Here is a 23,058-nt window from a genome sequence, read left to right as displayed (position 1 = left end):
AGACCGCCAAGTACGGCAAGAAGGTCGAGGTCGACGACCCGTGGGGCCAACATGGCCTTTCGCACGGATCTGCTGGAGGCCCTCGGCGGCTTCGACACGGCCACCAGTACCGGAACACCGGCGCACGGCGGCGAGGATCTGCTGGCCTTCTTCCAGGTTCTCGTCAACGGGAGCACGCTCACCTACCAGCCGKACGCGATCGTCTGGCACAGTCAGCGACGGTCCTTGGAAGCGCTGTCGACGCAGGTATTCGCGTMCGGCTGCGGGTTCACTGCCTACCTGACCGCAGCGCTCGTCCACGAGCCCCGCATGCTGCCCGTTCTCCTGCGCAAGCTTCCCGGCGGCATCCGCTACATGGCGGCAAGGTCCCGCAGGCTCAACAACGATGACGGCGCCGGATGGTCCAGCAGACTCACTCTCTTGGAGATGCAAGGGATGCTGTACGGCCCACTGGGTTATCTGCGCAGCCGCCTTTCCGGCCGCGATCGCGGGCGTGACGGACACCGTCGTGACCCGCGTCGAGTGGCTGCGGCACAGGGCTTGTGATGGACTTGGATGACCTTGCAGCCGGCGTCCGCTGAACCCCAAGACGTCTGAGGAATTACCTCTGCGGGCAGTGAGCGCTGTCGCCATCTGACCAAATCAGCCGTTCCGTCACCCGGAAGCCTGGCCATGATTGACGCGCAGACCTTCACCACCCCCTCCGAGACAGCGCTGTACGCAGCGTGGGTTCTCGGTCGGAGTCATCAGTGAACAGGCGGCGCGATCCCGCAAGTCCCGGAAAGGTCGCGGCGGAGGCTTACGCCACGCGAGCAAGCGCCGGGAGCGGGACCCGGCCAGAGAGCGCACCCCATCGGCTTTCTGAGCCGCTGCGGCCCGCCTGGAATCGGCTGAGACGGGCGGGCTCCGGTACCTGGACGGCAATCGGCGTGCTGCCTGCCGCTCTCACGCTCTGGCTGCTCTCGCTCCGAGGCGTGCACCTCGATCGAATGGGAGATCTCGGGCTGCTCCAGGTGCTGCCTGCGGCATTCTGGATCGCGCTTGCTCTCCTCACCATTGGCTTCTGCGTCGCGGCAAGCGACCGGCGGACCCCCAGCGGCCTGTTCGCGGGGTATGTGATCGCCCTGATCGCGATCATCCATGCCACGCCTTCGCTGCTCTATCCGGAGCTTCGTTACGCCTGGGCCTGGAAACACGTGGCCGTCATCGACGCCATGGTCCGGCACAACGGCCAAGTGCCGGATGCGGGCGGCTTCGACATCTACAACCAGTGGCCGGGCTTCTTCCAATTCAACGCCTTGCTCCTGAAGGCCACCGGGCTGGAGTCGCCCTTGGGCTATGCCATGTGGGCCCAGCCGCTCACGAACCTGTTGTTGGTCGGCCCGCTCGTGTTGATCTACCGGTCGATCACAGACGACCGCAGACTCATCTGGGGAGCCACCTGGATCTATTACGCCTGTTCATGGGTGGCGCAGGACTACTTCGCACCGCAGGCCTTCGCCTTCCTGCTCTTCACGTGCGTAGTCGCCCTTGTCCTGAGGCAACTGCAGGCATCGGGTCGGCAGAGCCCGGACGAGGCGCGTCACGGCTGGCCGCCGACCCGGCTGGTCCTTGTGCTGATCATCGAAGCCGCGATCGTCTCCTCCCATCAGCTCACGCCGATGATGCTGATCAGTGCACTGCTGCTGCTCTCGTTTCCCCGGCGCAACCGACGGGTGACGCTGCCCGCACTGGCCGGTGCGGTCGCGCTCACCTTGATCTGGGACGTGACCGTGGCGAGACCGTACGTGTCCGAGAACCTGGGCACCCTCATCAACTCACTCACACGGCCCGATGCCAACCTCTGGTCCGGTGTGAGCAGGCTGGCCGACGCCGCCCCGAGTCAGATCATGGTGGCCTGGATCGAGCGAGGTCTGACCGGGGGCGTGTTCCTGCTGGCGGCAATGGCCTTTGCCGTACGGCCCTGGATCCGTCGCACCCCGCTGCCGCTGCTCGCACTCGCTCCCTTTCTGCCGGGGCTGGCCAACGCCTACGGAGGGGAGATGGTCTTCCGGGCCTACTTGTTCGCGCTGCCCGCCGCCGCGTTTCTGGTCGCAGCCCTGCTGCTGCCGCCCGGTGGACGCCTGCCGGTGGCGATGCCCGTTGTGTGCGTCCTGCTGCTGGCGATGCTCGGCGGCCTAGTGTTCGGCTACTACGCCAAGGAGAAGGAAAACCAGTTCACCACCCGGGAGGCAGCAGCCGCACGATTCGTCACGACCAAGACCCCACCCGGATCCCWGATCATTTCCATCACCTTCGCCGCTCCCGGTCTTGAGATGCGCTACGACCGGCACGAGAACCTGCAGATGGTCGATCGGAACCTGGAAACCAAGCGGCTTTTGGTGAAAGACCCGCTGACCGGCCTGGAACCGCTCCTGGCGAGAGCACAGGGCAGACCGACCTACATTGTTCTCAACCGAGCGCAGCAGGCGGCGGTGTACCTGAACGGCGATATGCCTGCCGACTTCATGAGGCGACTGGACTTGGCGTTGGCCAAGGCACCGAACTTCACCCCGGTCTACCGCAACAAGGACGCGGTGGTCTATCGGTTCGACCGTGCTAAGGGAGGTTGACGTCAGAATGACTCGACTGCGCTGGGCCCTTGCCGCATCAGGCTGGGTGGCCCTTGCCGCAATGGCTCTACCTGCGGCATTCCCGCTTCGGGTGTTGGTGACGGTCGTCTTTTTGCTCACCTGTCCGGGACTTGCTGTCACTGTGCTGTTCACAGCTGGCGCGTTCACTTCAGGAGCCGGTCGGGCGGCTGTGTTGGAAGCCGCTGTTCTCGCCGGGGCCATCAGCCTTTCTCTTTCGGCTCTGGTCGCGGAGGCACTTTTCCTGAGCCACATATTCACCCCGATTCGGGCTCTGCTCGTCCTCGCGGTTCTCACCTCGGTCGCGGCGTTGGCACCTGCCCTGCCACGAGCGAGGGACGCCTTCATTTCTTGACTAATCAACCCCAGCGCTTAAGATGTATCTATACGCCGTAAACACGCCAGGATCTCCTAGCGCGCACGCGGGGATCGAGGGAAAGCCGTGCAAACAGGCCGAACCCTTCCACCCGACGCCACAGCGAAACCTGCGGCCATACGGGCGAAGTTGGCCGCAGTGCTGCCACGCGAGCCCCTGCTGCGCAACGGACATCTCCTGGCCGTCAGCTCCCTCGTCAGCACCATCCTGGGAGCCTTCTTCTGGGTGTTCGCCACCCACTGGTACGACGCAAGGACCGTGGGCCTCAACTTCGCCACGGTGTCCGCCGCCACGCTGCTGTCCACGATCGGCCAGCTCAACCTTTCCGACTTCCTGGTGCGCTTCATACCATCCGCCGGGCGTCACAYCCGCAAACTGGTGCTCACCTGCTACGTCGCCGGCATTGCGTGCAGCGTGCTGGCCGCCGTCGCCTTCCTCCTGCTGGTGCCCGTCGTCGCCCCTGGCCTCGGCTTCCTCCTCAACCCGGTGACAGCCGTCTTCTTCGTGACGTACACCGCCGGCTACGCCGTCTTCACCCTGCAGGACGGCGCCCTGACCGGAGTGCGAAACCCGGGCTGGGTCGTCAACGAGAATTTGATCTTCGCTGTTGTAAAGATCATTCTCCTGGCGGTGGGGGCTGCGCTGACGCTCTTCGCCGGCATCCTGATCTCGTGGGCCGGCGCCCTCGTGGTGGCCCTCCTGGTGGCCAACTACTTCCTGCTGCGACGCGCGGTGCCTCGCCACGAGAAGGAGGCCCCGGACGCGGAACGCCCGCCCCGCCTGGTCGGATACGCGGCCGCGGACTATGTCGGCTCGCTGTTCCGGATGGCCGCCTACAGCTTGGTGCCCCTTCTGGTGCTGAACGCCATGGGCGCCGAGTACAGCGCCTACTTCCTGATCGCCTGGTCCGTCGGCTGCATCCCCTACATGCTGGTGGCGAACATGGGGAGCTCCCTGATCGTGGAGTCGGCGCGCAACCCCGGTCAGCTGACGCACCACGCGGTTCGGGTTCTACGCCACTCGGCACTGGCGATGGCCGTCGGAGCCGCGGCGATCATCATCGTCGCGCCCACACTGCTCTCGCTCTTCGGCCCGCAGTACGCGGAACAGGGCACCACGCTGCTGCGGTTGCTGGCTCTCTCGGCGCTTCCGAACACCCTGGTGAGTCTGGCCATCGATGTGGCCCGCGTACGTCGCCAACTGCGCTTGGTAGTCGGGCTGCAGCTGACGCTGTGCGTACTGGTGCTGGGCCTGTCACATGCATTGCTGCCGGTATTCGGTCTCGCCGGAGCGGGCGCTGCCTGGCTCACGGCCGAGTGTCTGCTGGCCTTCTACCTCCTGATCCGGCGGTCGCATTGGCTGTTCACGGGTCCGGAGAACGCTTGACGGGACGGTCGTGGCTCGGCGGCATCATGCCGCCCCTCGGACAAGGAGAAGATCGTGACACGAACCGACATCTCAGTAGTGATCTGCGTGTACACGCAGGACCGTTGGGCGGACATCCTCGCCGCGTGCGAATCGGTACGCCAACAGTCCTGGCCCGCGCTGGAAATACTGCTCGTCGTCGACCACAACCGGAAACTCCTCGATCGGCTCGACCATCGGTACGAGAAGTACAAGGCCACCGGACACAGAGGTCCGCCGGTCCGGGTGCTTCCCAACACGGGCCCGCGGGGCCTGTCCGCAGGCCGCAATTCCGGGATCGCCGCGTCCCGGGGCACGGTCGTCGCCTTCCTCGACGATGACGCGGTGGCGGAACAGGACTGGCTGCGACACATGGCGTCGGCCTATACCGACCCACGGGTGATGGCAGTGGGCGGTCGCACCGTGCCGGCGTGGGCCTCCGGGCATCGCCCTGCCTGGTTCCCCCCGGAGTTCGACTGGGTCGTCGGCTGCGCGTACAAAGGGCTGCCCCAAGGACGGGCGCCGGTCCGCAATGTGCTGGGCGGAAACGCCTCCTACCGCAGGACGGCCTTCGACGCGGTGGGCGGCTTCGCCACCGGCATCGGACGCGACGGCGACAAACGCCCGCTGGGCTGTGAGGAGACCGAGTTCTGCATCCGGCTGACACGGGCCACGCCCGAGGCGGTACTGCTGCTCGACGACCGTGCGGTCATCCACCACAAGGTCCCCACCGCCCGCGAGCGCTTCCGTTACTTCCGTCATCGTACGTACGCCGAAGGGCTGTCGAAGGCCCAGGTCACCCGGCACGTGGGCGTGGGCAGGGGCCTTGAGTCCGAACGCCGCTACACCGCTCGGGTGCTCCCCGCCGGGGTGGCGCGCGGGCTGCGCGACGCACTGCTGGGGCGACGGGGAGGCGCGGGCCGCGCAGGAGCGATCGTGACCGGGGTGGTGTCCGCGGCAGCGGGATACGCGGTCGGTACCTTCCAGGGCCGCGGCAACGGTTCCACCTTCCGCATAGCGGATGTGCCGTCCGTGCCCGACACGGGCCGGAACGAATCGCTGTCGCAAGGGAGCTTCCCGTGATACGTCCCGTGCCCATCCTGATGTACCACTCGGTCGCGCACGCACCTGCGTCATCGATGCGAGCCCTGTCCGTCTCCCCGGATGCGTTCGCCGAACAGATGCGGCTGCTGGCCGAGCGTGAATACACCGCACTGACGACAGCCCGACTCGCTGCCGCCTGGCGCAGCGAACAGCCCTTGCCGCACCGGTCCGTACTGATCACTTTCGACGACGGCTACCTGGGGGTGCACCGATACGCCCTGCGCACCCTCCGCGAATTCGGATTCGCTGCCACCGTGTTCGTCGCCACGGGATGGCTTCGCGGCCCGTACGAGATCGACGGCGCCGCCCTTGACACCATGCTCGGCTGGGACGAGGTACGCGAACTCGTCGCGGAGGGGTTCGAGATCGGCGGGCACAGCCACAGCCACCCACAACTGGACCAGATCCCGGCCGACGCGCTGCGTCATGAGGTGGGGCGCTGCAAGGAGATCATCGCCGAGCAACTCGGCTCCCCGCCCACGTCCTTCGCCTACCCGTACGGCTATTCCGACCGCCGGGTGCGACAGGCGGTACGCACGGCCGGCTTCRCCCAGGCTCTGGTGGTGGGCAACGCTACGGCCGGCCCACACCAAGATCCCTTTGCGCTGAGGAGAATGACGGTGCGGCGCAGCACCGGAATCGAGGAGTTCGCACGGCTCGTGGAAGGAAGGGCCATCGCCCGCAACTTCGCCCGGGACCGCGCCCTGACGAAGGGCTACGCCCTGGTCCGCGGATCCCGCCGACTGATGCGGAAGGCATCCCAGGCGCATGTCTGACCCCGGCCGCAAGGAAGCGGGCTCGGCCTCGGCGCGGGCCCGCCGACGAACTTGGCTCGTCGCCCTTGGAGTCGTCACCATGGTGCTCGCCCCCGTCCTCTCCTGCACGCCCGCCCCAGCCACCGGACCGCCCGAGTCGTCGCTCGGCTGGGGGCTCACTCACACTCAGTACAGCGCCGATGTGGGCGACCCCACCGCCCTCAAAACCGTGCGGAAGTCCCTGTCAGTGCAGTCGCTCCCGCAGAACCAGCACCTCATGGGCTGGGGCGCCACCAATCCCGAACCGTCGCCCGGCCGCTACGACTTCGCGGCCCTGGACCGCCGCATCGACCTCATCAGGAAAACCGGCGGCACCCCGGTCATCACCCTGTGCTGTGCCCCGGACTGGATGAAGGGCGGCACGCCGGGCCACACGGACTGGTCGCGTCTGGAAACAGCCCCGAGCCCCGCTCACTACGACGACTTCGCCGCACTCGCCGCGACCGTCGCCGAACGCTACCCGGACGTGCGGCACTTCATGGTCTGGAACGAGTTCAAGGGTTTCTTCGACGAGCGCAAGAACCGCTGGAACTACGAGGGATACACCGCGCTCTACAACCGGGTCTACCGGGCCCTGAAGAAGGTGGACAAGGACAACCTCGTGGGCGGGCCGTACTTGACCATGGACAGCCACCCGTCCAACGTCACGACGTACGCCTCCAACCTCAAGGGCCCATGGGGCAGCATCGACCGGCGCGTCCTCGACGCCTTCCAGTATTGGAACCAGCACAAGGCCGGGGCCGACTTCGTCGCCGTCGACGGTGCCAGCCACGCCCGCAACGGCGAAGCGCTGCCCGACGAGTTCCGAGCCACCGACAAGTTCACGGCCGTCGGCCGGTGGGTGCGGCAGCGGACGTCCGTACCACTGTGGTGGGCCGAGTACTACGTCGAACGGGCAGGCAACGGCGACCGCGGGAGCGAGGCACTCGACCACGCCCTGCAGGCGGCCGGAATGATCGCCATGGTCAAGGGCGGCGCCACCACGGGCTTCTACTGGAACCCGCAGGACCGTGGCGGTCGGTGCACCCGCTGTCTGTGGCGCAGTACCGAACTCACCGACGGCAGCGGCGGTCGGACGCTGCCCGCGCTGGACCTGATACGCCGGTTCGACAAGGAGTTCCCGCCCGGTACCGCCTACCGACGGGTCGACGTGGCGCCCGACGACGTACCGAGGGTGCGGGTCCTCGCCGATGACAAGGCGATGCTCGTCGTCAACACGCTCGATCGGCCCGTCAAAGCGGAGATCGACGGGCGGACCGTCGACCTGGACGGCTATCAGGTGCGCTGGCTCAAGGGGGACTGACAGGGCCGGAAGCGAAAGAATGGAGAAATGCACGAATTGCCACTCTAGTAACCTTAGTTATAGTTCAGTATGCTTGGTCCTATAGGTGCGGATGGGGTGGGTTCGGTTCCGCAGGTGGGGACAAGCGGAGAGACCCATGACCCCAGAATCTGCCGCCATACCCTTCGTGGCCGACCGTGAAGTGCCGGGCCTGATCGTGAAGATCGGCGACTATCCGCTGCACCATGGCGGGGTGGGCGCGATCCGCACCCTGGGCCGACTGGGCGTCCCGATGTACGCCATCACCGAGGACCGCTACACGCCCGCGGCCTCCTCCCGTTTCCTGGAGCGCGCGTTCGTCTGGCCGACCACCGGCACGGAGGACACCGCACGGCTCGTCGAAGGGCTGGTGCGCATCGGTCGACGCATCGGCCGCCCCACCGTGCCGATACCCACCGACGAGGAAGCCGCCGTCCTGATCGCCGAGCACCAGGACGCGCTGGGGGGCCATTTCCTCTTCCCCCGTGTCGATCCCGCACTGCCGCGTCGCCTCGCCAGCAAGCAGGGGCTGCACGAACTGTGTGTGGAACACGGCATAGCCAGTCCGACGGCCGCCTTCCCGCAGTCGTACGACGACATCGTCGCCCTGGCCGAGAAGGCCCGTTTCCCGATGGTGGCCAAGAACCGTGAGGCGTTCGTACGGCGCACCCGGCCGGCCGTGAACGGCACCACCCGTATCGCCACCCGCGAGGGGCTGCTCGCCCTGGCCCGCGAGTGGGGCGAGCGGCCCGGGGTGATCCTTCAGGAGTACCTGCCGAGGGAGGACGCCGAGGACTGGATCGTGCACGCCTACTTCGACGCGGACTGCGCCCCGTTGGCGATGTTCACCGGGGTCAAGGTGCGCTCCTGGCCGCCACACGCGGGCATGACGGCGAACGCGTACGTCGTCGACAACCCTGAACTCGCCGATCTCATCGCGCGTTTCGTCAAGCAGATCGGTTTCACCGGAATCATCGACCTCGATCTGCGCTTCGACCGCCGCGACGGTCAGTACAAACTCCTCGACTTCAACCCCCGCATGGGCGCCCAGTTCCGGTTGTTCGAGAACGCGTCTGGGGTGGACGTCGTCCGCGCCATGCATCTCGATCTGACCGGACGGACCGTTCCGCACGGAGAACAACGAGCCGGTCACCGGTACATCGTGGAGAACATCGACCTGCCCGCCCTGCTCGCCTACCGCCGCAGCGGTTATACGACGCCGCACGCCCCGGCGCGGGCGAGCGGGACCGAGCTGGCGTGGCTCGCGGGTGACGACCCGCTGCCGTTCCTCACGATGCTCGCGCGATTCGTGCGACCGGGCGCGAGGCACCTGTACCAGCTGTGGCGCACCAACCGCCGCAGCAAGACCACCAGTTCAACCACACCTGCCCGCCACCCGCATCGGCCCGCCAAGCGCCAAAGGCCGTCCGACGTCCTGGGAGGGACTCCGTGAATGTTCCGGTAGCAATCATCGGTGCGGGGCCGTTCGGCCTGTCCACCGCCGCTCATCTGCGGGCACTCGGCATTCCGGTGCGAGTGTTCGGCGAACCCATGGTGAGCTGGCGCGACCACATGCCCGCCGGCATGCTCCTCAAGTCGACCCCCGCCGCCACCAACATCGACGCGCCCCAGCGCGGACACACCCTCGTCGACTTCTGCGACGCGGCCGGGATACCCCGGCTGGTGAAGGACGATGACATCATCCCGATCGAGACGTTCATCGCCTACGGGGAATGGTTCCAGCACAAGCTCGTACCGGAGTTGGAGCGGGTGCGGGTGGTCTCCGTGGACCGGCGCGGCGGTGTCGGGCCCGGATCCGCCTCCGTGGGCTTCGAACTGAAGCTGTCCTCGGGCGAGTTGTTCGCCGCACGAGCCGTCGTCGTGGCGACCGGCCTGTCGGGCCTCGCCCACCTCCCGCCGGAACTCGCCGGCGCCGCACCGGACGGTCCGTCGCCGGCCGGCCCCGTCTCGCACGCCTCCCAGCACCATGACCTCAGCCGGTTCTCCGGCAAGGACCTGATGGTCGTAGGTGCCGGTCAGTCCGCGCTGGAGACGGCGGCGCTGGCGGCGGAGGCGGGAGCGCGCGTGCGTGTGGTGACTCGCGGGCGCGGCAGCGTCGGGTTCGGTACGCCTCCGTGGGAGCAGCCGAGGTTGCGCCCCCAGTCACCCTTCGGCCGGGCGTGGTCCCTGTGGGCGCTCTGCTACTACCCGCATCCCTACCGCTACCTCCCCGCCCAACTCCGTCACTACCTGGTCCGCCATGTGCTCGGCCCCCTCGGAGCGTGGTGGCTGCGCGATCGCTTCGAGGGCAAGGCCGAGATCACCGAGGTCGCCGAGATCATCCGCGCGGACGCGCCCGACCGACGTCCGGTACTGACCGTCCGTACCGACGACGGCCGTACCCGCCAACTGTCCGCCGACCACGTCATCGCGGGAACCGGATACCGGGTCGACATCGCCGCGATGGACTTCCTCAGCCCTGAGCTGCGCACGGAACTGGCGGTCAGCAGGGGGACGCCGAAACTGGGCGCCGGATACTGCTCGTCGGTGCCGGGGCTGTACTTCACCGGGCTTCCCGCTGCGGCTTCGTACGGCCCGGTCATGCGGTTCGTGTGCGGGACGCAGTTCGCTTCCCCGCGGTTGGCGCGGCACCTGGCGGCGTCGGACCTCTAGTGCGCCGCGTCCAGTCGGGCCCGCTGCTCCCGGCTCAACTCCAAGTCCACAGCAGCCAGGCTCTCCTCCAGCTGCGCCACGGACGAGGCCCCGACCAGCGGGACGATCGGCAGCTCGGCTCCGATCTGCCAGGCCAGGACGACCTGGTTGACGGTGGCGCCCGTCTCCTGGGCGACCTCGCGCAGCACCTTCAGGCGGGACGCGGTGCCCGCGTGGTCGAAGTCGGCGGGCAGCGCGACATCCGGGCGGGTGTAGGCGCCCTTCAGCAGCGGTGAGTAGGCGACCAGGGCCAGGCCGGGTTCGGCGCGCAAGTAGCTCAGGAGTTCCGGGCCCGCGTGGCCCAGGCTGCCGTCGGGGAACAGGCCGTCGGGGACGTCGAAGCGGGGCCGCAGGTGGCTGTGGGCGTACTGGAGCACCTCGTAGCCGGGCAGGCCGGCCGCGGCGGCGAGGGCGCGGGCCCGTTCCACCCGCCAGATCGCGTGGTTGCTGACGCCGAGGAGGCCGACCGTGCCCTCGCTCACCAGCTCGGCGAATCCCTCGACGGTCTCCTGGAGCGGGACCTTCCGGTCCTCGATGTGGGCGTAGAGCAGGTCCAGCCTGGCCACGCCGAGCCGGTCGCGGCTGCGCTCGGCGGACTCGCGGATCACCTTCGCCGACAGGCCCTCCGGGTTGTCGACGAAGCCGGTGCCGGGGGCCAGCGGGCGGGCGCCGAGCTTGGTGGCGATCACGATCTCGTCACCGACGCCGCGGCTGCGCCGCCACCGGCCGAGCAGTTCCTCGCTCTGTCCGCCCTGGCCTGCGTCCTCCCAGAAGGCGTAGTTGTCGGACGTGTCGATGAAGGTCCCGCCGGCCTCGACATAGCGGTCGAGCACGGCGAAGGAGGTCGCCTCGTCGGTCCGTGAGCCGAACAGCATCGCGCCGAGCGCGAGGACGCTGACCTCGCGGCGAGTGCCGGAGTCGGTGCCGATGGTGCGGTACTTCATGGTGGTCCCTCCCGTGCGTGCCCGCGTTCGGGGCACGTGCCAGGAGTCTTCAGCTTGAAGTGCTCTTCAAGTCAAGCGTTCACGCGCGCCGGACCGCCTTGACTCCACGGGACGAATGCAGCAAAGTGTACATATACACCGTAAATATACGGTGCTTTCGATGCTGTCAGCAGGAGTGTCCTGCCATGGCGAGCAGTGCAGATGAAGGAAGTGAAGCGCCGTGGACGCCGTCGACCGTTCTGGTCACCGGCGGGGCCGGCTTCATCGGCAGTCATGCCTGCGTGGAACTCCTGGAGCACGGCTACGAGGTGATCGTGGTCGACGACTACTCCAACAGCACTTCGCAGGTCTTCGCCCGCATGGAACGGATCGCCGGCCGCTTCGTCGGTGCCGTCTACGAGCTGGACATCCGTGATCGACATGCCCTGTCGGCCGTCTTCGACCGCCACTCCGTGGACGCCGTTGTGCACTTTGCCGCGCACAAGGCCGCGGGCAGGTCGACACGGATGCCCATCGAGTACTACGACATCAACGTCGGCGGTACGACCGCCCTGCTGGCGGCCATGCACGAGCACGGGGTGCACCGGCTCGTGTACCCGTCGTCCGGTGCGGTCTACGGCGACGCCGGCCGAGGCCTGCTCGACGAGTCGACCCCGGCCCGCCCCACCAGCCCCTACGCGGCCTCGAAGTGGATCTGCGAGCAGATCCTCGCGGACGTCTGCCGCCGCCACCCCGAGTACACGGTGCTGTGCCTGCGGTACACCACCACGGCCGGGGCCCACCCCAGCGGACTGCTCGGCGAGGACACCCGCTCCGCGTCCGATCACCTGCTGCCCCACCTCGCCCAGGTGGCCGACGGCCGACGTGAGCGGCTGGAGGTCTTCGGGAACGACTACCCGACCCCTGACGGGACCGCGATCCGCGACTATCTCCACGTCATGGACGCGATCGACGCGCACCGCGTCGCGCTCGACCATTTCGCCGACGGGCCGGGCATGCATGTGTACAACGTGGGCGTCGGAAAGGGCAGCTCCGTCCTCGACGTCGTCTCCGCGTTCGCCACGGAGTGCGGCAGGCCCGTCCCCTACGACAGCGGGCCCCGCCGTCCCGGAGACGTCGCCGAACTCGTCGTCGACCCGACCGCGGTGACGCGGGCCTGGGGCTGGCACCCCACCCGGGATCTCACCGACCTGTGCCGGGACGCGTGGCGTTTCCAGCGGCTCAACCCGCACGGCTACGCAGATTCCGCCTGGCGACCGGACCCGAAGGAGTAGTGCTGGTGTGGTCCTCGGCAGTCCCCGAGCCCCCTGAGGCGGGCCGACTGCGGCGCCTGCCACGATCGCCGCCGGGAGGCCTCACGACGCTGCTCGCGAGCCGGGCGACAAGATGCAGCGGGGCAGCCGCCGTGCCTACGATCAATACAGGAAGCCCAAGTTGGCACAGTCCGCGCAGCGCGGTGTCCTCCGATTCGGGGAGGCGCTTGACCTTGCTGCTGGCCCACCGGCTGATGGCCGCCCTCATCGTGCTGGTCGGGGCCATCACCGGCCTGTACATGACCGTACCGGACCTGCGCACGCCGCTGTGGGCCGTGATCGGGATGACCGGTGCCGGGGCCATGCTCGTCGGCGTGCACGTGCACCGGCCCGCGCACCGGTGGCCGTGGTGGGTGCTCGCCGCCGGGCTGCTGGCCTTCTCCGCGGGCGACACCTACTACAACGTGCAGGAGTCGTACTTCGCCGCGTCCAATCCGTTCCCGTCTCCGGCGGACGCCTGCTACCTCGCCGTGTATCCCCTGTTCGCCGCGGGCCTGTTCGGTCTGGTGCGCTACCGCTGGGTGGGCCACGACCTGCCCAGCCTGCTGGACGCGCTGATCATCACCGCGGGGCTCGCCCTGCCGGTCTGGGTGTATCTGGTGCAGCCGCTCGCCCAACTGGAGGGCCTCACCTGGCAGCAGCGCGCGATCAGCATCGCCTACCCGCTCGGGGACATCCTGGTGCTGGCCCTGCTCGCGCGGCTGCTCGCCCCCAGCCCCGTGTCCGGCTCCAACCGCGCCGTCCAACTCCTCGTGCTGGGCACGCTCACCCTGCTCTGCTTCGACATCGCCTACGGGATCCTCCAGCTCAACGACACATGGCAGACCGGCACGTTGCTGGACTCGGGCTGGATCATCTTCTACACGGCATGGGGACTGGCCGCGCTGCACCCCTCGATGGCGGAGCTGACCGCCTCGGAGTCCCAGCCGCAGTCCCTGGTGCCGCCCTGGCGCCGGCTCGCGCTGCTCACGGTGGCCACGCTGATCCCGCCCGCGGTCCTGATGTTCGAGGAGCTCGTGGGCAGTGTGCGCGACGCGGCGGTACTGGGCGCGTTCTCCAGTGTGTTGTTCCTGCTGGTGATCCTGCGTCTGGCGGTGATGGTCGTGGCGCACCGCAAGGCCATGGCGCGGGAGCAGGCGCTGCGCACCGCCGCCGCCTCGCTGGTGGGAGCGACCTGGCCGGAGGAGGTCGCCCGGGCCTGCGACACGGCGATCGCCACGCTGTTCGGGCCGAAGGCCCCGCACGTGGCCATGCTCCTGTCGGCCCGGGACGCCCAGCAGCTGTACATACGTCTCGCGCGGTCCCCCGTACGGATCGGCGGACGGTGGATCACGGACCGTGCCGAGCCCGCACGGAGCAGGCCGGCCGATCCCGCCCGCCACCGCACCCTCGTTCTTCCCGGCACCGTGCTGGGGCCGGCCATCGCCGCCCGGCTCGGGGATCTGCCGACGGCCCTGGTCTGCCCGATGATCCAGCCCGACCGCCCGGCCGGCGGCGAACTTCGGGGCGCGATGCTGGCAGCGGGCCCCGAACGACAACTCGCCGAGACCCGGGGCTCATTGGAGATCCTCGCCTCGCACGCGGGACTGGCGACGGAGCGCATCGCGCTGCGGCGGGAGATCATCCGCACGGAGAGCGAGGCGTACTTCCGCACGCTGGTGCACAACGCCACGGACGTCATCCTCATCGTCAACGACGACACCACCGTCCGTTACGCCACTCCCTCCGCGCAGGCCGTGTTCGGCGGCAGCGTCGAGCTGACCGGGCGGCAGCTGCCGGAACTGCTGGATCCGCAGGACCGGGGCCGGGTGGTCCGGACGCTCGCGACCCTGCGGAACAGCGGGCGGGAGGAGGCGCACGACCACTGGTGGGTGGTGCGCGAGGAGGGCCGTATCGAGGTGGAGGCGCGCTGCCGTGACCTGCGCCAGGACCGGACCGTGGGTGGTCTGGTCGTGACGCTGCGGGACGTCACCGAGCAGCGTCAGCTGGAGCACGAGCTGACCCAGCGGGCCTTTCACGACTCGCTGACCGGCCTGCCCAACCGGACCCTGCTGCTGGAGCGTACGGAGCGCGCACTGCTGCGCAGTCGCCGGGAGTCGAAGATCACCTGTCTGCTCTTCATCGACCTGGACGACTTCAAGATGGTCAATGACACGCTGGGCCACACCGTCGGCGACCGGCTGTTGCGCGCCGTGGGCGAGCGGCTGTCGGCGACGCTGCGCCGGACCGACACGGCGGCCCGGCTCGGCGGCGACGAGTTCGCCGTGCTGATGGAGGACGCGAAACAGCCCCTCGACGCCGAGTTGCTGGCCGCTCAGGTGATCCAGACGCTCAACCGGCCGTTCCAGCTGGCCGACGAATCGGTGAGCGTCTCCGCCAGCGTGGGGGTCGCCACGGCCAGGGACACCACGGACGCCGAGGAACTGCTGGCCCTCGCCGATCTGGCCCTGTACGCGGCGAAGACCTCCGGGAAGCGCCAGTGGCGACGCTTCGAGCCGCGGCAACGCGCCCGCGTGATGGAACGTCACGACCTCCGGGCGCGCCTCAACGGTGCGATCGCCCGCCAGGAGTTCACGCTGCTCTACCAGCCCGTCGTGGACATCGTCGGGGGCGAGGTCGTGGGCTTCGAGGCACTGGCACGCTGGCCGCGCCTCGGAACCGATCCGGTGCCACCGGGGCAGTTCATCCCCCTCGCCGAGGAGACCGGCAACATCTCGGTGCTGGGCAGCTGGGTGCTGCACCACGCCACGGCCGACATCGCCCGGCTCCAGCAGCATGCCCTGCCGACCAGACAGCCGTACCTCAGCGTCAACGTCTCCGCGCGGCAGTGGCGGGACACGGGTTTCCTCAGCGAGGTGTGCAGGGCCCTGGACACCGCGTGTCTGGACCCGGAAACGCTGCTGCTGGAGCTCACCGAGTCGGTGCTGATGCAGCGGACCGAGCAGATCGACACGCTCATCCGGGCGCTGAAGGACCTCGGTGTCCGCATCGCGGTGGACGACTTCGGCACCGGATACTCCTCGCTGCGCTATCTCCGGGACTTCCCCATCGACGTACTCAAGATCGACAAGACGTTCATCGACGACATTCCCCATGACCCCCGACAGGTCGCTCTGGTCGAGGGCATCATCCACCTCGCCGACACGCTCGGGCTTCAGGTGATCGCCGAGGGCATCGAGGAGCAGCGGCAGTGGGAGCTGCTGGCGGACATCGGCTGCGGGTACGGGCAGGGCTACCTGTTCGCACGGCCGATGACCGTGGAGCAGGGCGAGGCCGTGCTCCGCCGGCACGGCGACGTCCGGCCGTCTCCGCAAGCCTGAAACCAAGGGAGCACCACCATGCGCGCAATCGACGGCGACATAGCACCCCCGGGAAGCCGGCCCGACCAACGGTTGAACCACCTCGACCACCTGCGGCGGACGAGCCCCATGAGCGACGCCGTGCTGGACGAGGTGCGCGGGCGGCACATCCGCAGCGGCAGCCACTGGCTGATCGACTTCGCGTCCTGCAACTACCTCGGCTTCGACTGGGACCCCGAGATCATCGACGAGATCGAACCGGCCGTACGGCGGTGGGGGACGCACCCCAGCTGGTCGCGGCTGCTGGGCAGCCCCCGGCTCTACACGGACATCGAGGAGCGGCTCGCCGCACTGCTCGGCGCACCGGACACGTTGCTGCTGCCCACCGCCACCCTGATCCACGGCTCGGTGATCCCGGTCCTCGCCGGGGCGGGCCATGTCTTCGTCGAGGCCAGGGCCCACAAAACGGTGTACGACGGCTGTGTGTCGGCCCGGGGCCGGGGCGCACGGCTGCAACGCTTCCGCGCCGACCGGCCCGACGAACTGGACGCCCTGCTGCGGGCCCTGCCGTCCGACGGGCCCCGGCTGGTCTGCCTGGACGGTGTCGACAGCATGAGCGGGAACATCCCCGACCTGCCGGTGCTGGCCGGGATCTGCCGGGACCGGGGCGCGACGCTGTACGTGGACGACACCCACGGTTTCGGTGTCATCGGGGAGCGGACGGCAGCGGAGCCCTGCCCGTACGGATCGCGTGGCAACAGCGTCGTCCGGCACACGGGTGAGAGCTACGACGGCATCGTCCTCGTCGGCGGTTTCTCCAAGGCGTACTCCTCCCTGCTGGCCTTCCTCGCCCTGCCCTCCCGGCTCAAGGACCACCTGAAGACCGCCGCCGGCCCCTATCTCTACTCCGGTCCCTCGCCGACGGCGTCCCTGGCCACGGCGCTCGCCGGGCTGGCGGTGAACGACCGCCGCGGGGACGCGATCCGTGCCGACCTGTACCGCAAGACCGTGCGGGTCCTGCGGCACGTCCGCGACCTCGGCCTGGACACGCCGGGCGTCCGTGAGTTCCCGATCGTGGAGATCCCGCTCGCCGACGCCGCCGATCTGGACACGGTCGCCCAATTCCTCTGGGAGAGCGGCATCTACGTGACCCTGGCGGCCTATCCCCTCATCCCCCGCGACCGGGTCGGCTTCCGGATCCAGATCACGGCGCTCAACTCCGACGAGGACATCGACCGGCTCAACGACACGCTGAGCCGGCTGGCCGAGCAGCGCGTCCTGGGGCTGCGGGGGTGAGCGCGGCATGGTCACGTCCGGGGCCCCCGGTGCCGTTCCGATCCGCAACGACGACGTGGACTGGGACAGCTGGCCCGTCCAGGACTACCTCGCCGAGAACTACCGTGAGCTGCACCCGTCCGACGCCGCGGTCATCGCCCACCACGCCGGGCTGTACCGGGAGTTGACGCCCGGCGGCATCGCACGGTCCGTCGAGTTCGGCGCCGGTCCCAATCTGTACCCGCTCATGCTGGCGGCCTCCGTCAGCCGCCGCATCGACGCCGTGGAGGCGGGTGCGGCCAACGTCCGCTATCTGACCGGGCAGTTCCGCGACGGCCCCGATGCCTGCTGGCAGCCCTTCTACGCGCTGTGCCGGCGACACGTCCCGAGTCTGCCGGAGACCCTCGGGGGGGCACTGGCGCGGGTACGGGTCGTGCACGGCGACGTCCGGGCCCTGCCGGCCGGCGCCTACGGTCTCGCGTCGATGCACTTCGTGGCCGAGGGTGCGACCGAGGACTTCACGGAGTTCACCGAGTTCTGCCGTCTGTTCGCCCGGTGCGTCGGCGCGGGCGGGTACCTGGTGGCCGCGTTCATGGAGAACATGCCGACGTACCGCATCGGACGCGCCTCACGCTGGCCGGGCTGCCCCGTGGACGTGGACGCGGTCCGCGAGGTGTTCGCGCCGCTGACCGAGCGACTCTCGGTCACCCGGATCAACGCCGACCCGACCCTCCCCGACTACGGCGACTCGGGGATGGTTCTGATGACAGGGCGAACGCCGTCTCCACCAGGGCGATATGGCTGAACGCCTGCGGCGCGTTGCCCAGTTGACGGCCCGCGTCCGGGTCCCACTGCTCGGCGAGCAGACCGACGTCGTTCCGGATGGCGAGGGCCCGTTCGAAGACCTCCCGGGCCTGACCGGGATGCCCGGTGGCGGCGAGGGCGTCGGCGTACCACAGGGTGCACGCCACGAAGGTGCCCTCGGGGCCGCGCATGCCGTCCACGTCGTGCACAGCGTCGCCCGAGGGGTCGTACCGCCGGACGAACCCGCCGTGCTTCAGCCGCTGTACGGCCCGGACGGTGCCGCGCACCCGCTCGTCCCGGGCGGGCAGGAAGCCCAGCCTGGGGATCAGCAGGGCCGAGGCGTCCAGCGCCGAGGAGCCGTAGGACTGCACGAACGAGCCCTGTCGCGCGTCCCACCCCTCCTGGCAGACCTCCCGGTGCACCTCGTCGCGCAGCGCCCGCCACCGGCCGGAGGATCCGTTGCGGCCGAGCAGCTCCCCCATGCGCAGCGCCCGGTCGGCGGCCACCCAGGCCATGACCTTGGAATGGACGAACTGCCGCCCCGGACCACGCACCTGCCACAGCCCCTGATCGGGTTCACGCCAGTGCCGGATCAGACCGCTCATCAGCGCCTCCACCACACCCCACACCCGGGCCGGCATGGGTATCCCCGCCCGTAGCGACAGATACAGGGCGTCCAGGACCTCGCCGTACACGTCGAGCTGGAACTGGCTCTCCGCCGAGTTCCCGAACCGGACCGGCCGTGATCGCTCGTAGCCGGGCAGCCAGGGTGCCTCGGTCTCGTGCAGGAGCCGCTGTCCCCCGACGCCGTACACGGTCTGGAGATGGGCGGGGTCGCCCGCGATGGCCCGCATCAGCCAGTTCAGCCATGCCGTGGCCTCGTCGCGGTAGCCGCTGCGCAGCAAGCAGGACAGGGTCAGGGTGGAGTCGCGCAGCCAGCAGAACCGGTGGTCCCAGTTGCGTTCCCCACCGATGCACCCGGGGAGCGAGGCGGTCGGTGCCGCGACGATGCCGCCCGTCGGGGCGTAGGTGAGCGCCTTGAGGGTGATGAGGGACCGCACCACCGCGTCCCGCCAGGGTCCCTCGTAACGGCAGCGGGCGGTCCAGCGCCGCCAGAAGTCACTGGTCTCCTTCAGTGCCGTCTCGGCCGGGACGGACAGCGGAGCGGGTGCCTCGGGCAGGTGCGACGGCGACCATACGAGCGTCACGGCCAGCCGCTGACCGGCCGAGACCGTGAAGTCGAGCGTGGTGGGATCCTGCCGGTCGGGCACGCTGACCGGCCCGTCGGCGTGCAGCCAGACGGCGTCCGGCCCGGCGACCGCGACCGTGCCGGACTCGGTGTCCCGGACCCACGGCACGACCCGGCCCTGGTGGAACCGCAGCCGCAGTTCGCTGCGCATGGGGACGGAACCCGACACGCCCTCGACGACGCGGACCACGCACGGCGACTGTGTGCGCGGCGGCATGAAGTCCGTGACCCGGACCGTGCCGCCGCCGCTGCGCCACTCGGTTTCCAGGGCCAGCGTGTCGTGCCGGTAGGCCCGGCGCGTACAGCGCCCGCCCGTGCGCGGAGCCACTCGCCAGAAGCCGTTGTCCGCAGTGCCCAGCAGCGCGGCCAGGCAGGCGGGAGAGTCGAATCGAGGCAGGCACAACCAGTCGATGGACCCGTCCCTGCCGACCATTGCGGCGGTTTCCAGGTCACTGAGAAGGGCGTAGTCCTCGATGGGTGAACTCATGATCGGGAGTACGCCGTCGTGCACGTTGCCGCGCTTCCAGGGTACCTCTCCTGTACGTTTACGTCGTATATGAGAGGAGAAGGCGTATGGCGAAGGACCCGGAGGCAGGCCCGGCCCGGCGTGCGAGTGACCGTGGGCGGCACGGCAGGCTCAGTCGGGAGCGGGTGCTGGCCGCCGCCCTGGAGCTGGTCGATCGCGAAGGTCTCTCCGCGCTGAGCATGCGCCGTCTGGGATCCGAACTCGGCGTCGAGGCCATGGCCCTGTACCGCTACGCGGCCGGCAAGGACGCCCTGCTGGACGGGCTGGTCGAGGCCCTCTACCTGGAACTGGAGGACCGTCTCGCCGAGGGCCCCGCTCCCGGGCCTTCCGAGTGGCGGGCCGACCTGCACCGCATCGCCCTGATCACGTACGAGGTCTGCCTGGCCCACCCTCAGGTGGTGCCGCTGATCGCCACGCGCATGATGGCGGTTCCGCTGGCCCGCAGGCCCCCGGCCGTCCTGAGGGACCATGAGCGGGTGCTCGCGCTGCTGCGCGGGGCAGGGCTGGACGAGGAGCGGACCGCTGCCGTGTTCCACGCCTACACCGCGTGGGTCCTCGGATACGTCTCCGTGGAACTGCGGGCCATGGTCGACAACCCCGACGAGCCGGATCCCGCCTTCCGTCTCGGCCTGCACCGCATGCCGCCCCAGGAGCTGCCCACGCTCCGAGCGATCGCCCCGGCCCTCGCCGAGCGGGGCGGGCCGCAGGGTCTGGCCGCGGGGGTGGACGCGGTGGTCGACCGTTTCGTCGGCGAGGGCTGAGACAGCGGGGCCGCTCGGCGGGAGGTGCTTCAGCGGGCGAACGGCCCTTCCAGCGCCGCCCATTGGAGCAGCATGATGGTCTTGGCGTCGGCGATCTCGCCGGTGCGGATCATCTCCAGGGCCCGGCGGAAGGGCAGTTCGAGGATCTCGATGTCCTCGCCCTCCTCGTCCAGACCGCCGCCCTCGTGGGTGCGGGTCGAGGGGCCGTAGGCGGCGGCGTAGAAGCTGACCCGTTCGGTGACCGAGCCCGGGCTCATGTAGATGTCGAAGACGTGCTGGACGTCGCCGATGGTGTGCCCGGTCTCCTCCACGACCTCGCGCCGCACGGCGATCTCCGGGTGCTCGTCATCGTCGTCGAGCACCCCGCCCGGCGTCTCGATCAGCATGCCGTCGGGGTGGCCGTTGACGTACACCGGGAAGCGGAACTGCCTGGTCAGCAGGACGGTTTCGCGCTCGGCGTCGTACAGCAGCATGGTCGCGCCGTTGCCGCGGTCGTGGGTCTCGCGCTGCTGAGTGCTCCAGGTGCCGTCGGCGTGCTGGAGGTCGAAGGTGGTGGCGCGCTCGACGTACCAGTGGCTGGACAGGAGTTCCACGTCCCGCACCTTGACGCGGGGGTTGCCGGTCAGGTCCCGGCCGACCCGGTCGAGTCCGGTGCGGCCACGGCGGTCGGGGGTGTCGATGCCGGCGGTCATCGGGCACCGGCCACAGGGATGAGCGAGTTGGTCATGGCCCGCTTCTACCATCCGGGCGCGGTCTGCGGGATGCGGTCCGGGTGACGGGTGGGGGACGTCAGGGCGTCATCACGCCGATGGCCGGTGTCGCGGGCGGGCCCAGGTGGTCGAGCGGTGCAAAAAAAGGGCCTTCGCGAGCTGCTGCCCGCGAAGACCCTTCGCACCGTCGGGACGACAGGATTTGAACCTGCGACCCCTTGACCCCCAGTCAAGTGCGCTACCAAGCTGCGCCACGTCCCGGTGCCTCTCACGCGGTGAACCGCGTGATCACGCGAAGAGAACTTTACCTCACGTCGACGGCAGGGCCGAAGCGGGCGTCCGTCCGCGCCGGGACGGGGCGATGCACAATCGGGGGTATGGGGAGCACATCGTCAGGACGGCAGACGGCGGCACGGGACCGGGACAGCGAAGGTCGAGCACGCAGCGCCCGGCCCCGGGACGGCCTCGGGCGTCCTCTGCCGTACGGCGCGGACGGCGTCGCCCGCCAGCCCGAGGGCGTCGTCCGCACGCCGCAGGAGACCGTCGTCCAGGCACAGGAGCTGCTGGACGCGGGGAAGCCGTTCCATGCCCACGAGGTCTTCGAGGACGCGTGGAAGACGGGGCCGCAGGAGGAGCGGGCTCTGTGGCGCGGGCTGGCACAGCTGGCGGTGGGGCTCACGCACTCGGCGCGCGGGAATGTGACGGGTGGCGCGAGGCTGCTGCGGCGCGGGGCCGGGGCCGTGGAGGGGGGCGGGCGTAGGGAGCCGTCGGTGCACGGCCGGTTTCCGCAGGCCGGCGCGGGCTACGTGGACTCGGTGGTCGCGTTGTCAGTGGCGTGCGGCAGACTCGGGGCGTGCGAAAGATTCATGTCATCGGGATCGGGGCGGGCGACCCCGAGCAGCTGACGCTTCAGGCGGTCAGGGCGCTGCGGAGTACGGACGTGTTCTTCATCCTCGAAAAGGGCGAGGTGAAGGCGGACCTGACGCGGCTGCGCCGGGACATGCTCGACGCGCATATACCGGAGGGGACGTACCGGGTCGTCGAGGCGCGGGACCCGGAGCGGGACCGGTCGGCCGGGGGCTCTTCCTACTCCCCCGCCGTCGGGGACTGGCGCAGTGCGCGCGCCGGGATCTACGAGCGGCTGATCGCGGAGGAGCTGGGCGAGGACGAGACCGGCGCGTTCCTGGTGTGGGGTGATCCCGCGCTGTACGACAGCACGCTCGGGATCCTTCAGGAGGTGCTGGACAAGGGCGCCGTCGACTTCGAGTACGACGTCGTGCCCGGCATCAGCAGCGTCTCCGCGCTGGTCGCCCGGCATCGGACGGGGCTCAACCGGGTCGCCCGGCCGGTGCAGATCACCACGGGGCGGCGGCTGGCCGAGGGCTTCCCGGACGGCGTGGACGACGTGGTCGTGATGCTCGACGCCCACCAGACCTTCCGGCAGTACGCCGAGCAGGACATCGAGATCTACTGGGGCGCCTACATCGGCACCCCTGACGAGATCCTCGCCTCCGGCCCGATCGCCGAGGCCGCGCCCCGCATCGAGCGGCTGCGCGCCGAGGCGCGGGAGCGCAAGGGCTGGATCATGGACACGTATCTGCTGCGCCGGAACCCGAAGGAGCAGTAGAAGGAGCAGTAGGGGAACCCGAGGCCGCGCTGCACGGGGCCGCCCGGCGCGGGCGGCCCCGACGGCACCCGAGCGGACCCGTCCCGCATGCGTCGCGGGCCGGCCGCTGTGATCGTGGCCCCGTGACGCTCGCCGCGGAATCCACCCCGCCAGCCGCCTCCCAGCCACCCGTGCTGGACAAGCGCCGC

Annotated in this window: 18 protein-coding genes and 1 tRNA gene; 15 read left to right on the top strand and 4 right to left on the bottom strand. The window is 69.4% G+C overall.

Features of this window, described 5'->3' with window-relative positions; all coding sequences use genetic code 11:
- Window positions 1-51: 51 nt before the first annotated feature.
- From EAO75_RS01250 to EAO75_RS01215, 8 genes are all read left to right on the top strand, one after another.
- Window positions 52-546, top strand: coding sequence for a hypothetical protein (locus EAO75_RS01250; protein WP_147993154.1), 495 nt, complete (start codon window positions 52-54; stop codon window positions 544-546).
- A 383-nt stretch (window positions 547-929) separates the two neighbouring features.
- Window positions 930-2,612, top strand: a complete 1,683-nt coding sequence (locus tag EAO75_RS01245) for a glycosyltransferase (RefSeq protein ID WP_187284251.1) — start codon at window positions 930-932, stop codon at window positions 2,610-2,612.
- Window positions 2,613-3,144: 532 nt separating this feature from the next.
- Window positions 3,145-4,392: a lipopolysaccharide biosynthesis protein gene (locus EAO75_RS01240; RefSeq protein ID WP_187284250.1), complete on the top strand. Its 1,248-nt coding sequence runs from the start codon at window positions 3,145-3,147 to the stop codon at window positions 4,390-4,392.
- A gap of 54 nt (window positions 4,393-4,446) precedes the next feature.
- Window positions 4,447-5,493 (top strand): glycosyltransferase family 2 protein, encoded by a 1,047-nt coding sequence (locus EAO75_RS01235; protein WP_147993152.1) that lies wholly within the window; start codon window positions 4,447-4,449, stop codon window positions 5,491-5,493.
- A gap of 20 nt (window positions 5,494-5,513) precedes the next feature.
- On the top strand, window positions 5,514-6,290 hold the full coding sequence (locus EAO75_RS01230) for a polysaccharide deacetylase family protein (protein ID WP_187284256.1): 777 nt from the start codon (window positions 5,514-5,516) through the stop codon (window positions 6,288-6,290).
- Window positions 6,283-7,632: a GH39 family glycosyl hydrolase gene (locus tag EAO75_RS01225; protein ID WP_147993151.1), complete on the top strand. Its 1,350-nt coding sequence runs from the start codon at window positions 6,283-6,285 to the stop codon at window positions 7,630-7,632. Before EAO75_RS01230 ends, EAO75_RS01225 begins: the two co-directional genes overlap by 8 nt.
- A gap of 136 nt (window positions 7,633-7,768) precedes the next feature.
- On the top strand, window positions 7,769-9,103 hold the full coding sequence (locus EAO75_RS01220; RefSeq protein ID WP_261989100.1) for an ATP-grasp domain-containing protein: 1,335 nt from the start codon (window positions 7,769-7,771) through the stop codon (window positions 9,101-9,103).
- On the top strand, window positions 9,100-10,323 hold the full coding sequence (locus EAO75_RS01215; RefSeq protein WP_147993150.1) for an FAD-dependent oxidoreductase: 1,224 nt from the start codon (window positions 9,100-9,102) through the stop codon (window positions 10,321-10,323). The genes EAO75_RS01220 and EAO75_RS01215 overlap by 4 nt, the downstream gene beginning before the upstream one ends.
- Here the strand turns inward: EAO75_RS01215 and EAO75_RS01210 are convergent.
- Window positions 10,320-11,306 carry an aldo/keto reductase gene (locus EAO75_RS01210; protein ID WP_147993149.1) on the bottom strand — a complete coding sequence of 329 codons (987 nt, stop codon included), beginning with the start codon at window positions 11,304-11,306 and terminating at the stop codon, window positions 10,320-10,322. The genes EAO75_RS01215 and EAO75_RS01210 overlap by 4 nt on opposite strands.
- A gap of 185 nt (window positions 11,307-11,491) precedes the next feature.
- Here EAO75_RS01210 and galE point away from each other — a divergent pair, with 185 nt between their 5' ends.
- From galE to EAO75_RS01195, 4 genes are all read left to right on the top strand, one after another.
- Window positions 11,492-12,580, top strand: coding sequence for a UDP-glucose 4-epimerase GalE (gene galE, locus EAO75_RS01205; RefSeq protein ID WP_147993148.1), 1,089 nt, complete (start codon window positions 11,492-11,494; stop codon window positions 12,578-12,580).
- A 206-nt stretch (window positions 12,581-12,786) separates the two neighbouring features.
- The gene (locus tag EAO75_RS01200; RefSeq protein ID WP_315986977.1) at window positions 12,787-15,939 is read left to right on the top strand and encodes a putative bifunctional diguanylate cyclase/phosphodiesterase; all 3,153 of its coding nucleotides are present in this window, start codon (window positions 12,787-12,789) and stop codon (window positions 15,937-15,939) included.
- Between the two features lie 18 nt (window positions 15,940-15,957).
- Window positions 15,958-17,214 (top strand): pyridoxal phosphate-dependent aminotransferase family protein, encoded by a 1,257-nt coding sequence (locus EAO75_RS48165; protein WP_315986976.1) that lies wholly within the window; start codon window positions 15,958-15,960, stop codon window positions 17,212-17,214.
- A gap of 7 nt (window positions 17,215-17,221) precedes the next feature.
- Window positions 17,222-17,998, top strand: a complete 777-nt coding sequence (locus tag EAO75_RS01195; RefSeq protein ID WP_147993147.1) for a class I SAM-dependent methyltransferase — start codon at window positions 17,222-17,224, stop codon at window positions 17,996-17,998.
- On the opposite strand, the gene EAO75_RS01190 is transcribed toward EAO75_RS01195, so the two are convergent.
- Window positions 17,907-19,733, bottom strand: a complete 1,827-nt coding sequence (locus tag EAO75_RS01190) for a glycoside hydrolase family 15 protein (RefSeq protein ID WP_147993146.1) — start codon at window positions 19,731-19,733, stop codon at window positions 17,907-17,909. The genes EAO75_RS01195 and EAO75_RS01190 overlap by 92 nt on opposite strands.
- 86 nt (window positions 19,734-19,819) lie before the next feature.
- On the opposite strand from EAO75_RS01190, the gene EAO75_RS01185 reads away from it, so the two are divergent.
- Complete coding sequence (locus tag EAO75_RS01185; protein WP_147993145.1) at window positions 19,820-20,533, top strand: TetR/AcrR family transcriptional regulator; 714 nt, start codon at window positions 19,820-19,822, stop codon at window positions 20,531-20,533.
- Between the two features lie 29 nt (window positions 20,534-20,562).
- On the opposite strand, the gene EAO75_RS01180 is transcribed toward EAO75_RS01185, so the two are convergent.
- Together EAO75_RS01180 and EAO75_RS01175 are read right to left on the bottom strand one after the other, a co-directional pair.
- Window positions 20,563-21,225: an NUDIX domain-containing protein gene (locus EAO75_RS01180; RefSeq protein WP_147993144.1), complete on the bottom strand. Its 663-nt coding sequence runs from the start codon at window positions 21,223-21,225 to the stop codon at window positions 20,563-20,565.
- 205 nt (window positions 21,226-21,430) lie between these two features.
- A tRNA-Pro gene (locus EAO75_RS01175) sits at window positions 21,431-21,504 on the bottom strand.
- A gap of 116 nt (window positions 21,505-21,620) precedes the next feature.
- On the opposite strand from EAO75_RS01175, the gene EAO75_RS01170 reads away from it, so the two are divergent.
- Complete coding sequence (locus EAO75_RS01170; RefSeq protein ID WP_147993143.1) at window positions 21,621-22,148, top strand: DUF309 domain-containing protein; 528 nt, start codon at window positions 21,621-21,623, stop codon at window positions 22,146-22,148.
- Window positions 22,097-22,870: a precorrin-6A synthase (deacetylating) gene (gene cobF, locus EAO75_RS01165; protein ID WP_147993142.1), complete on the top strand. Its 774-nt coding sequence runs from the start codon at window positions 22,097-22,099 to the stop codon at window positions 22,868-22,870. Before EAO75_RS01170 ends, cobF begins: the two co-directional genes overlap by 52 nt.
- Window positions 22,871-23,058 lie beyond the last annotated feature (188 nt).

The organism is Streptomyces sp. UW30, from assembly GCF_008042075.1.
Taxonomy (GTDB): domain Bacteria; phylum Actinomycetota; class Actinomycetes; order Streptomycetales; family Streptomycetaceae; genus Streptomyces.
This window is presented reverse-complemented; position numbering and strand designations above follow the sequence as displayed.